Here is an 11918-nt window from a genome sequence, read left to right on the forward strand (position 1 = left end):
TTTTCTGGCAAAGATGGTTAAGAGATAGAGATATATCGATACAGAAAAAGCGGAAATGGACAGAAAAAAATACTCGAAAAAACCAGTAGTAGGAAAACTTGTTTGCTTAAGTTAAACGAAGACCTTTATTCTTTTTACTAAATTTTTTATTAGAAAGTTCAAACAAAATTTTATACTTTTAAAGTCTCTGGCTTTGTCCTCGCTTTTCTTCAATCACCTGTTTTCAGAGAAAGTAAGCTGAAGACTATTTTAAAGAGAAAAGCAAGAAATATGGAGGCAAGGATTTATCCTCCCTCCCTTTACCTGATCAAATAAACCTGCTGAAAAGAAATCTGTTTTTAAGGAAATTCGTTTTTAAGGAAATTTGTTTTTAAGGAAATTTGTTTTTAAAGGATTTTTTCGTTTAGAGAAATACGTTTTTAAACCCTTTACTGCGAATAAAAAATACATTTTTTGTAGGTTTTAAGAATTTTATCAGTGAATCGCATCGTATGCACATTCCCCGTGCATAGACATATCCAGACCTGCAAGTTCTTCTTCGTCCGAAACTTTGACTGGTGTTATTATGTTTATAAGCATCAGCATAATGTAGGTAAACACAAATGCATATATCGAAGCGCCTACAACAACCACGAGTTCTTTGATAAAGAATGCAGTACCACCGTAAAGCAGTCCGTTAGCTCCCACCGGGTTTATGGCAGTTGAGGCAAAGATTCCAAGGAAAATTGTCCCTGTTACTCCTCCGATTCCGTGAACTCCCCATACATCCAGGGCATCATCCCATTCCATCCTGTTTTTAATATGCACTGCAGAGTAGCATACAATAGCTCCGATAATACCCATTAATGCAGCCACATGCATGGAAACAAGACCTGCTGCAGGGGTAATGGTTGCAAGACCGGCAACTGCTCCTGTCATAAGCCCTACAAACTTCGGTTTTGTTTCTCTTAACCATTCTATTATCATCCAGGTAATAGCCGCAAAAGAAGCTGCAATATCGCTGTTCAGAAATGCAAGTGCTGTGATCCCGTCTACATTTAGTTCACTGCCAGCATTAAACCCGTACCAGCCAAACCAGAGAAGTGCAGTTCCTATAGCCATTAAGGGAATGTTGTTTGGCTTTGAATCTTTATATTTCCTTGAGCCCACGTAAAAGACCGAGGCAAGGGCTGCAAATCCGGCCGTTGCATGAACCACGATTCCGCCTGCAAAGTCAATGACCCCCATACTTGCAAGCAGGCCGCCTCCCCAGACCATGTGGACAAAAGGATAGTAAACAAAAAGCTGCCAGATGACAAGGAAAATAATGTAAGCCTTAAAAGTGATTCTGTTTGCAAATGCTCCCGTAATAAGGGCCGGAGTAATGATTGCAAACATCATTTGATAAGCTACGAAGACGAGTTCCGGGAACCCCGCGCTCCCAAACATATCAGTCGGGGTAATCCCATTCAAAAACATTTTGTCCAGGTTTCCCAGGATTGCACCTTCTCCTCCACTGAAGCACAGAGAATATCCCACGCAAAACCATAAAATAGTCGTCAGCCCGAGAGAAACAAAACTTTGCATCATAATTCCTAAAATGTTTCTCTTACAGGCAAGCCCTCCGTAAAAGAATGCCAGACCAGGAGTCATAAGCATTACAAGACTTGTCGCAAGCAGCATAAAGCCTGTTGAACCAGTATTTAACATCTTTTCATCCCATCTTTTTTATATGATAAACTAGGAAGCCTCAAATCTCTTACCTCCTTCCTACTTTATTCTACTTAATATTTTCTACTTTTTCAAATAAAAATAAAAGTATTAAAATAAATCTCAAAGAATGGATGGTTAAGAATGGGTTGAAAATTGTTAAAAATAAGGGAAAATACGGGATAAAGAGAGAAAAAAACAAAAATAGAAATTCCTGTTAAAACTCGGAAAAATAGAACTGATTCTTTTTTGTCCATGAAACTGAACCAAAAATTAGAAAGGTACAGGTGGGTTAACCTGTACTTAAATTGTATGACTCAAATGTTATATGCAGCTTCACCGTGCTGTGTTTTGTCAAGTCCTATGTTTTCTTCACTCTCACTGACTTTGAGCCCTATAGTTTTGTGGAGCACAAACCCGATAGCCAGTGTACAAACACTTGCATAGACAAGTGTGGCAATGACGCCTTCTATCTGGAGCATCAGCTGTTCGTAGTTGCCGAGCAGGAGACCAGTGGATCCTACACTTGCAAACACTCCTGTTATGATTGCACCTGTTATCCCGCCTACTCCATGGACTCCGAAAGCATCAAGGGAGTCGTCATAACCGAATCTTCCTTTGAGCATTACGGCCTGGTAGCAGATAAAGCTTGTAATCGCCCCAATTGGAATTGCTGCCATTGGGGTAACAAAACCTGCAGCCGGTGTTATTGCAACAAGCCCTGCCAGGACGCCGGTCGCAAACCCGAGGGCAGTAGGGCGCCCCAGATGGATCCATTCAAGGGACATCCAGACAAACCCTGCAGCTGCTGGAGCTACGAGTGTTGTAATGAAAGCGAGGGCTGCGATCTCATTTGCAGCAAGGGAGGATCCAGCATTGAACCCGAACCATCCGAACCAGAGAAGCCCGGTTCCGAGGAGAGTGAGGGTAACATTATGCGGCTTTATGGAATCTACCCCGTATCCTCTTCTCTTTCCGAGGAAGGTCAGAATTGCAAGGGAAGAAATACCCGATGTTATATGGACGACAGTGCCTCCTGCAAAGTCAAGGGCTTCTCCTGTCAGAAATCCGCCGCCCCAGACCCAGTGGCAGACGGGTGCGTAGACAATCAGTCCCCAGAGTGCAATGAATGCAATATATGATTTGAATTTAACACGCCCGACTATAGCTCCCGATATCAGGGCAGGAGTAATTATTGCAAACATTCCCTGAAATGCAACAAATGCGTATGTTGGAATTGTTCCTGTTACCGAGTAAGGATCAATTCCCCGCAGAAATAGATGTTCAAGGCTGCCCACAAATCCGTTACCTTCTCCAAAGGCAAGAGAGTAACCTATTATAACCCATTCGAGAGCCATTACTCCCATTGCAACAAATGAGTGCATCATGCTGCTAAGAACGTTCTTACGTTGAACAAGCCCTCCATAAAATAGTGCAAGCCCGGGGAGCATTAATAATACCAGTGCTGATGAAATCAACACCCATACGGTATCTGCTGCTACAATAGCCATTCTTATCCACCTCAAACAGCAACAGATCCGCTTTCGTCCGTACGAATCCTTATGACGTTCTCAAGAGGGAGCACGAATATCTTACCGCTTCCGATACCACCGTCACTGCCTTTTGCTCCTCTCTTTATTGCTTCAATCGTTGGCTGCAGGAATTCATCGTTTACTGCAATTTCGAGCTTGATTTTTTCAAGCAGGTCTGCCTCAAACTCCATTGCTCTGTAGATTTCCAGATGTCCTTTTTGCGCACCATAACCAGAAACAGATGAGGCTGTCAATCTATTAACTTCCACTTTCTGAAGCTCTCGTTTGACCGCATCCAGTCTTTCCGGCCTTATTATAGCAATTACGTACTTCATCGCGACCACCAACAGGTATCCTCTATCCTATTTGATAGTATTTAATCCTATCCAAATTGATGGAAATTATTTATATTGTTTTTTATATTGTTTGAATATAAACCTGTCAAATTGTTCGAATTAAATCTGGTCAAAGCGAGTTAGAAATAAATTATCTTCTTACCATGCCTACCATAAGAGAGCTTATATTCCCTGAAATCAAATTCAGAGGTATGTTTGGAGAAATCGGAAGCATAAGAAACAAGGCAGATGAAACTTCCCTGCAAATTCTCTCCCTTTTCAGGGAAAGCATAAGCGAAATCCTTCTGAACGGACCTGAATCCGTATCAGCATATTTCAGCCCGGACTATTCACATTATATCGTAGTACATGCCCCTCTGAATTTCCTGTTCCCTGAAAAAAGGGAAGAATGGAATCTGCGTTTTTGCAGGGATGCAGGAGTTTCCGTTGTAGAACTGGTAACAGCCGAAATCGGCAGTGCTTATGTGCGGGGCTTGATGGCGGTTAATGGCTCAAAGGTTTATGCTATCCTTCCTTTTACCTCAATAGACGCGGAAAAGTCAAAAAAGGCGGAATTTCCTGAAGACCGCATGGCCCGCGTAAGGGCTCAGGTACTCCCTACCGTGCTCCCGGGAGTAAAAGGAGAGATTCTTCTTGATATCGGCAGTGGCTTCGGAAGCCTTACAATGGAACTTGCAAAAAATAATCCGGATTCACAGGTTTACGGCATTGATCTCCACGATTCGCTCACAGGCCAGGCACAGATGAATGCGGAAGTTCTCGGGGTGCCTAATGTGGAGTTCAGGACCGGAAGCGTCTATGCCCTGCCTTTTGAGAGAAACTCTGTGAATGCTGCCACCTGCTTTTTCATGCTCCACCACCTTGAAGATATTAAGTTCGCGCTTTTTGAGATTAAAAGAGTGCTGAAAAACGGAGGGTCGTTAACTGCAGTTGAGCCGCTGGCGCATCAACACCATCACGGACCTCAACTCTCAGAAACCGAATGGATAGAGCTTTTTGAGGATGTGGGTTTTAGTGTTAAAACGGAAAATCTGGAAGGAGCAGTTGTTCTGAAAGCCGTAAAAAGAGAATAATATTGAGAAAAATAATCTCAAAAATGGATCGAAAGACTGTCAGGCACATAAATATGGCTCTTGTTTATCTTTCAACCCCTCTTCACACTTCTTGATTTCTATCACATTCTCGCTGCTGCTCTGTGAACATAAATAAACGGGTAAAAAACCTATTTTTTAGAGAGTGCATCTTGTTTACTCAATTGTTCTGGAACCTATAGGAATAGACAGTTTTCTTTCGATTACGGTTATGATCAAACGAAAACCATGTTGTTATTTCCTTTATCGTTCACAGTTTGTACCATGGATATGTCTTACTTTATACTTTAGCTCTGTTCATAATATCTTCATTCTTTTGTACAAACTGTTTATATATCCCACAGCAAGCTTTATTCACTTCTTTTGTGCAAATGTATGAATCACTTTTATAGAAGGAACACTTCGATTTGTATTCACAGCTTGTGTCAAATAGATTCATTTTTTCATAAACTGCATTAAAAAAATTCATAGGTAACTATACTCTTTTTATATATTAATACCATTCCCCACGTATCTGCTCATAGTTTATAGCATTGGATTTTTTTCCTGGCATGGCAGGTGTAATCCCTGGAAAGGTCTACCTGAAACGGGAACAGAATATTAAAAACAGTCTGGATGCTTGAAGATCGAAAGTTTGTAGGCGGATCCCCTCTCCATTATCATCCTGCTTCAGTAATTTTTGCTCAAGGAGATAATGTTACTTCCTGATTGGAATAGGTACTGCTGATTTCTCTGACCAGTACTTAACCTACCTTCACCTAAGTTTGTGGTTACCTTTCATGAACTTGCCGGCGCGACCGTTATTGTAATGACAGAGATCAGTACAGGTATAAATAGAAAAAAGTTCGTTTTCATGTTTTTTCTTCTCATCCCGGGAATGTTTGCATTATTACCAGGAGTAAAACGATACATATCAGCCCGGTTTCAACCATGAATCCCTCCACGCAGGTTACTCGAAGACCGAGTTTTCTCCCGAATAGGGCAATATTTGTCGGAAGAGCTGTCTTTACATAACCAATCCCAAGGTGCAGTACCCTTGCAATGAAGAGCATTTCAAGACATTGAAGAACGGTTATCTGTTCCATTACAACTATTGTGCTAGCCGCCGAAAGAACGGCAATCTGACTCAAAAAGCTTGCTGCAAACACAATAATTGCAGCATCCGGCAGTTGAAGGGTTTTCATGAATGGTTGAAGAACCTCTGCTGAGTACTCTGCCAGGCCCAGATTAAGAATGATGATGAATAAAAATGTCGTTGGAACCAGTACAAGGGCAACTTTTCCAAACTCACAGAAGCTTTTCCTGAGTATGGATACTGCTCTGGCTAAGCATCCGGTTTCCTTTTCCTTCTCCTCTGAAATGGACAGTCCGGTATCATTTCCATATTCCGGAGCTTTTTTGAAAAGAACTCTTCTACCTATAAATACTCCAGTAACTGCAATACCGGTGAAAACCAGAAGTTCTAATAAAAGAAGCATCAGTCCAATCTCATAGCCAAGTACTGAAAGTGCAACGGGTGCCTGAAAAAATATTGCACTATGAAGCCCTTTTGGTAATTGAGCGATCAAAACTGTCACAATGACGTCCCGCTCTCCAAGAATCCGCTTATGAAAGAAAGAAGAGAGCATACCCATTCCTGACCAGGAATTTAAAAAAAAGAAGGTAAGTACAGAAGAGCATGTTTTTGGAAGGTGGGCCATTTCTGTAATGGATGCCATAGGAATGCTGGTGTATTCGAGATACCGGGTTGCCCTCAGGAGATTTGATAGAAAAAAACCGATAAATATCATAGGGAGCATGATCGAGAAAAGCTTCAGAACTTCGGAAAAAATTAGTGAATAATCCATACCTGCTCCTCCAGAGTAGCATTGCAGTCTTAATTTAGTCAGTCTTAACTTAAAGAATATATGGAAATTTGAAACTCTCAATTCTCACTGACCGCCCTGCAGGCGACTTTATGGATTCCTCCTCTTAACTGAACCTCGCCAATCCGGCACTCCTGTTTGACCATTGAGCACCTCTCTTTATATGGACATCCTTCATCTGTGGTTTGAGATACTTCCGGATTGTGGTATTCTATCTTTTCGCCACAAAAGAGTGAGGCATTAATGAGTTCCTGTGTGTAGGGGTGCAGAGGGTTCTGAATCAAGTCATCCGTCGGCCCCTCCTCAACAATTCTGCCCCTGAGCATCACCGCAGTCCGGTCACACATCCATTGTACAATTTCAATGTCATGAGAGATGAGAACACAGGGTATTGGATGTTCTTTCTGTATATTTTTTATCAATGTGAGAATTTGTGCCTGTACTGAGAGATCAAGGTTTGATGTGGGTTCATCTGCCACGATCAGTGCCGGGTTGAGGCTGATGGCACGGGCAATCACTATCCTCTGAATTTCCCCGCCGCTTACCTCATGAGGGTAGCGGTTAAGGATCTCTTCACGTATATTCATACTCCGAATAATCTCCTGTACGGTATCTTCGATCAAATCTCTCTTCCCGGAGAGCAGCAGCCCTTCTACAAGGGAATCCCCAATTCGCATCCTCGGGTTGAGAGAAGACCTCGGATCTTGAAATATCATCTGCAGATTTGGCCAGTATCTCTGTAACTCTGCTCCCTTGAGATTTGTGACATCGAGATCGCCGATTTTTACTCTTCCTCCTGTTGGCTCTAACAGGCGCACAAGCATCTTACCCAGGGTTGTCTTTCCGCACCCGCTCTCTCCCACAAGCCCGAAAATTTCATCACTCCTGATCGAAAAGCTCACGTCCCGTACGGCATGTACTTCTGTCTTATTTAAAAAAAAACCGCTGGTGTAGGTCTTGGACAGGTGTTCAACTGCAAGCATAGTGGCACCGAACTCCTCTATTCTCTTCACGCATGTCAGGATGATGCGTTGCACACTTCTCTTTTGCATATGGACACCGGGGATGGAAACGGCATCCGGTTGGGAGTTGTATCAAACTTGGACTCATTCCTGGTATCGAGGACATTCCCTTTGATGGCATTGAAGACATCAAACCCTGTGTGTATGGGTGCCTGGGGTCGTCGAGCATGTCCTGTGCAGGCCCCCTCTCAATAATTTCACCTGCATACATCACCGCAAGATTTTCACAGATCCGTGCCGCACCGATGTCGTGGGTTATCAGCAGAAGAGAACGTTCCGCAGTGATGCTATCTATCAGTTTCACGGTTTTGTTCCTGAGAATCGTGTCCAGCCCGGTAGTCGGTTCGTCTGCGATGAGGAGGTCCGGGTTTTGTGCAATACCCATCGAGATCAAAACCCGCCTGTTCATCCCCCCTGAGAGCTGGTGTGGGTATCGGTCCGATACATGAGGATAAAGTCCAACTGAGTTAAGGAGATCGAAAACCTTCCTGTAGAGTTGTCTTTTATCCTGAGAACCTCCATTTGGATGTATTGCTTTTTGAACCTGGCCTTTAATCTTCATAAGAGGGTCAAGGGAGGAGATATGCTGGGGGATTAGCCCGATTTCTCCACCCCTTATCTTCACCATGTGATCCTTACCTGTCCTGAGAAGGTCTCGATTGTGAAAAACAATCTCCCCGGATACCAGTGCATTCTGCGGGAGAAGCTTCAGTATGGTCTGGGCAAGCACGGACTTTCCGCATCCGGATTCCCCTATAATAGCCATTCTTTCCTTTTCCTTCAGGTCAAAATCAAGACCGTTCACCGCCCTGACAGGACCATTCCCAGTGATAAAGGTCGTATTCAGCTTTCTGATACGCAGAATGGGCTCTCTGCCTGTTTCACCTGTAAAATCATGCGATAAGGTATCCACATTCTCTCCTCCTTTTATTGAAAGTCAGCCTTTTCCACCCTCACCGGATCAATTCTCTCTTTCAGCCAGTCACCGAGGCAGTTGAATGAGAGAACTGTAATTACGATACACAATCCCGGAAAGATCATTGTCTGCGGTGCGGTCTCCATGAAAGCGATACTTCCCTGAATCATCGCCCCCCACTCCGGAGTTGGAGGCTGGGCTCCGAGTCCGAGGAAACTCAGGCCTGTGATATGAAGAATTGCGGACCCGACATCAAGTGTGGCAAGGGCGAATATCGGGGAGAGTACGTTTGGGAGTACGTGTCTCCTGATGATGTAATATGAGTTTCCCCCCATGAGCCGGGCTCCTTTGACAAAATCCTTTTCTTTTACCTGGAGAACAGACCCACGGATAATTCGTGCATAACTTACCCACCACATCACCGAGAGTGCGAGCACGATGTTGAAGAGCGAAGCTCCGAATAATCCGACAAGTGCTATGGAAAGGATCGTCCCCGGAAACGCCAGGAAGAGATCCACAGTACGCATAATGGTCTGATCAACAATACCTCCAAAAAATCCGGCAGTCAATCCTATGAAGGTGCCAAGTACAACACCGACGGCAACCACGGAAAGGGCGGTTACCAGCGAGGTTTGTGTTCCGTGGATTACCCGGCTAAGAATATCCCGGCCGTGATGGTCTGTTCCAAACGGATGTTCCATATCCGGTTTTGCAAGCCGGTTGTTAAGGTCTACAGAATTCGGATCATGGGGAGCTACTGAACCGGGAAAGATAGCCATAATCACAAAGGTGAGGAGGATTATGCAGCTGATGATCACCCCTGTACTCATATGTGGGAACTTGATCTGGAGGGAATGACCGGTCTGTCCTTGACGGCTGCTCTGTCCTTTTCCATACAAATTGTTACTCATGAATGTTCCCTCCAGGTTTCATCCTCGGATCGATGTACACGTACAGAATATCAACGAGAATATTGACGATAACAAATATCAAAGCGATAAGGAGCACAAATCCTGCAATGACAGGATAGTCCCTGCTCATTACCGATGCCAGAAGAAAGTTCCCTATTCCCGGCCATCCGAAGATTTGCTCAATGATAGCTGTGCCGCCGAGGAGCGTTCCGATATCCAGCCCTGCCTGGGTGACAACAGGTACAGAAGCGTTTCGAAATGCATGCCTCACCACAACCTCTCTCTCACTCAGACCTTTTGCATAGGCTTCAAAGACATAGTCTTCGGAGAGGACATCGAGCATGCTTTCCCGTGTTATCCTCAAAATTCGTGATATCTGGAGGAACCCGAGTGCAAGTGTCGGAAGGATAAGGTGCTGTATCCCGCCATATCCGAATGAAGGGAGGATGTCCAGATGGATTGAGAATACGAGGATGAGCAGCAGTGCAAGCCAGAAGGACGGTATTGAGGTCCCCATTGACGCGATGAAGTTGCCGAATTTGTCAACCGGTGAATGTGGCCTCATGGCTGACAGTACACCAATGCTGATACCCGCTACCAGTGCAAGTGCCATCGCTGTCATAGTAAGGATGAATGTCGCCGGAAAACGGGCAGTGAATTCTTCCAGAACCGGATCACCTGTCCTGAGGGATATACCAAGGCTTCCAGAGAACAGGTTTGTCATCCAGGCAGCGTACTGTTTTAAAAAAGGCTGTTCAAGCCCGTGATTATTCATAAAAAGTAAAACAGCTTCTCTTGTCGGCTCGTTTCCTGTCTCCTGTGTTAGAATAATCTCGGCCGGGTTTCCCGGTGCGAAGTACATTATCGAAAATGAGAGGATTGATGCAAGAAAGATCGTTATAAGAGCCCAGGGTATCCTTCTTGCTAATAAGATGGGTATGTCTCCGGCCATGATCCTCCTCTTAAGGCTCAATACTAACCGTGCTCAGGTCGAGACCATAGATTGAGGCAGGGAACGTGAAGCCTTTCACAGATTTTTTATATGCAGCGATTTTCTCTATATCATAAAGCGGCATACAGGCATATTTCTCCTGAATACACAGGTATGCGGCGCTATAATCTTCATCTGCACCTGTAGCTATGGCTTTTTCGATCAGCTGGTCAAGCTCTGCATCGTGGTAAGATGCCGGCCATGACCCCCAGGTAGAGTGATATTTTCCGGTAAGTGGTCCTTCGGGCAGACTTGGGACTCCCGAGCTGTGGTGAAGATACATGTCATAGTTGCCCTTTTTACGTTCTTCACCTGCTGCACCGCTTTCAAGAACAAGGATCTTGACTTCGACGCCGATTTTCTTCATCTCACTCTGGATATAGACAGCAATCGAGTCGGAATTTGCTTCACCCTGGGGAACGATATAGGTAAGTGTCAGCTTCTTTCCGTCTTTTTCCCGAATTCCGTCGGCTCCGGCAACTACCCATCCTGCCTGGTCAAGGAGGTTCTTTGCCTTCTCCGGGTCATAGGTATATTCTGTCCCTGCAAGGCTGCTGGCCCACGGGTATGTCGGGGATACGACCGAGTATGCAGGTTCTGCGGCGCTGGCAAGGAGTTCCTTAACCATCTTATCCCGGTCAAACCCAAGGTTAATCGCTTCCCGGAGACGGATGTCACTCAATGGTCCCTCGTTACAGTTCAGTTCCACAACCTGATATCTTCCGTAGGACTGCTTCTCGACGATGATATCCGGATCGCTCATCATCTGGGGGATCTGCTCATATGGGACAGTTGAATGGTGGTCCGCCACCCCAATGATATCCACATCACCTGCACGCAATGCCGATACACTGGCATAGCTATCAGGAATTACCCGGTACGATATCCGGTCAATTAGCATTCCTTCACCTGAGGCCGGATCATGTCTCACAAATTCTGCACTCTGTGCCTTTACATAGTTCTCAACCTCGAACTTCCCAGTTCCAATGAAGGATACGATCTCTCCATCGTTACTCCAGGAAGGTTCGACTGATGTTGGTGCGATAACCTGGCTGGTCGACTCCGATGAGAGCGATTTGATGAAAGCTCCATATGGTTCTTTCAGAGTGACCTGTATTGTATGTTCATCAACCTCACTCACATTGGATATCTTTAAGAATGCAATATCGTTCTTCCTTGGCCCCTGACTGCACCAGGTCAGGAACCATGCAGCAGAACTCGCGTTCCATTGCGTCCCGTCGTGGAACTCTATCCCCTTATTGAGGTTGAATATATAGGTCAATTCGTCATCAGACTCGTTCCATGAACTGACAAGATGGCCGGGAATCGGTTTTCCATTGGCATTGATGTCCAGGAAGACATCATAGACATTCATCTTCATCTCTACTCTTGAATCAAAATCTGCGGGTCCGGCAACGATAAGTGTCTGAACGTTGTCATCGGTCTGGGCGCTCTTTCCTACGCATCCAGAAGCGGTAATTATACATCCGACAAGGAAGCAGAGTGCCAGCAGTTTCAGCGGTGTAAAACTTTTTCTCTTCATTT

The 11918-nt window shown here is 44.7% G+C and carries 10 protein-coding genes; 1 reads left to right on the forward strand and 9 read right to left on the reverse strand.

Features of this window, described 5'->3' with window-relative positions:
- Positions 1-474: 474 nt before the first annotated feature.
- From MSHOH_RS03615 to MSHOH_RS03625, 3 genes are all read right to left on the reverse strand, one after another.
- A complete protein-coding gene (locus tag MSHOH_RS03615) occupies positions 475-1689 on the reverse strand; it encodes an ammonium transporter (protein WP_048137440.1) in 1215 nt (404 codons plus the stop codon).
- A 317-nt stretch (positions 1690-2006) separates the two neighbouring features.
- On the reverse strand, positions 2007-3200 hold the full coding sequence (locus MSHOH_RS03620; RefSeq protein ID WP_048137442.1) for an ammonium transporter: 1194 nt from the start codon (positions 3198-3200) through the stop codon (positions 2007-2009).
- Between the two features lie 11 nt (positions 3201-3211).
- On the reverse strand, positions 3212-3556 hold the full coding sequence (locus MSHOH_RS03625; RefSeq protein ID WP_048137444.1) for a P-II family nitrogen regulator: 345 nt from the start codon (positions 3554-3556) through the stop codon (positions 3212-3214).
- A gap of 164 nt (positions 3557-3720) precedes the next feature.
- Here MSHOH_RS03625 and MSHOH_RS03630 point away from each other — a divergent pair, with 164 nt between their 5' ends.
- Positions 3721-4650 (forward strand): class I SAM-dependent methyltransferase, encoded by a 930-nt coding sequence (locus tag MSHOH_RS03630; protein ID WP_239451193.1) that lies wholly within the window; start codon positions 3721-3723, stop codon positions 4648-4650.
- An 884-nt stretch (positions 4651-5534) separates the two neighbouring features.
- Here MSHOH_RS03630 and MSHOH_RS03640 read toward each other — a convergent pair.
- From MSHOH_RS03640 to MSHOH_RS03665, 6 genes are all read right to left on the reverse strand, one after another.
- Positions 5535-6515: a hypothetical protein gene (locus tag MSHOH_RS03640; RefSeq protein ID WP_048137448.1), complete on the reverse strand. Its 981-nt coding sequence runs from the start codon at positions 6513-6515 to the stop codon at positions 5535-5537.
- A gap of 77 nt (positions 6516-6592) precedes the next feature.
- The gene (locus MSHOH_RS03645; RefSeq protein ID WP_082089229.1) at positions 6593-7585 is read right to left on the reverse strand and encodes an oligopeptide/dipeptide ABC transporter ATP-binding protein; all 993 of its coding nucleotides are present in this window, start codon (positions 7583-7585) and stop codon (positions 6593-6595) included.
- Positions 7503-8468, reverse strand: a complete 966-nt coding sequence (locus MSHOH_RS03650; protein ID WP_052730693.1) for an ABC transporter ATP-binding protein — start codon at positions 8466-8468, stop codon at positions 7503-7505. Before MSHOH_RS03650 ends, MSHOH_RS03645 begins: the two co-directional genes overlap by 83 nt.
- Positions 8469-8482: 14 nt before the next feature.
- On the reverse strand, positions 8483-9382 hold the full coding sequence (gene nikC, locus MSHOH_RS03655) for a nickel transporter permease (protein ID WP_052730694.1): 900 nt from the start codon (positions 9380-9382) through the stop codon (positions 8483-8485).
- Positions 9375-10334, reverse strand: coding sequence for an ABC transporter permease (locus MSHOH_RS03660; protein ID WP_048137454.1), 960 nt, complete (start codon positions 10332-10334; stop codon positions 9375-9377). Before MSHOH_RS03660 ends, nikC begins: the two co-directional genes overlap by 8 nt.
- A 10-nt stretch (positions 10335-10344) precedes the next feature.
- A complete protein-coding gene (locus tag MSHOH_RS03665; protein ID WP_048137456.1) occupies positions 10345-11916 on the reverse strand; it encodes an ABC transporter substrate-binding protein in 1572 nt (523 codons plus the stop codon).
- Positions 11917-11918 lie beyond the last annotated feature (2 nt).

Origin of the sequence: Methanosarcina horonobensis HB-1 = JCM 15518, assembly GCF_000970285.1 — an archaeon.
GTDB classification, from domain to species: Archaea; Halobacteriota; Methanosarcinia; order Methanosarcinales; family Methanosarcinaceae; genus Methanosarcina; species Methanosarcina horonobensis.